At 57.3% G+C, this 248-nt stretch carries 1 protein-coding gene; it reads right to left on the reverse strand.

What is annotated here, in order from left to right; genetic code table 11:
• Window positions 1–65: 65 nt before the first annotated feature.
• On the reverse strand, window positions 66–248 hold a 183-nt coding region (locus AC5IJH_RS18520; protein ID WP_491904289.1), incomplete at its 5' end, for a hypothetical protein.

The following is a 248-nucleotide window of genomic DNA, read 5'->3' on the forward strand; positions in this document are numbered from 1 at the left end:
CTCGTGCGTTCACGCTATCGAACAGCACCCAGTCCGCGAGCCGATAGAGCGCGTCAGCCTGCTCCTCACAACTTGGCCCTGTCTTGTCGACGAACACCGCGCTCGGATGTACTTCCGCAGTTTTTTTTCGTCTTCTTGATGTCGACGGTGCGTGCGACCGCGTCGACGGCGATAACTTCTCCGATCTTCTCGCCGCGCTGGCAAATCGTGTCGCCAGCACATACATCCATTTCCTGCTTATCGAACGA

The organism is Candidatus Dedyshia acidiphila, assembly GCF_051025295.1.
Taxonomy (GTDB): domain Bacteria; phylum Acidobacteriota; class Terriglobia; order Terriglobales; family Acidobacteriaceae; genus KBS-83.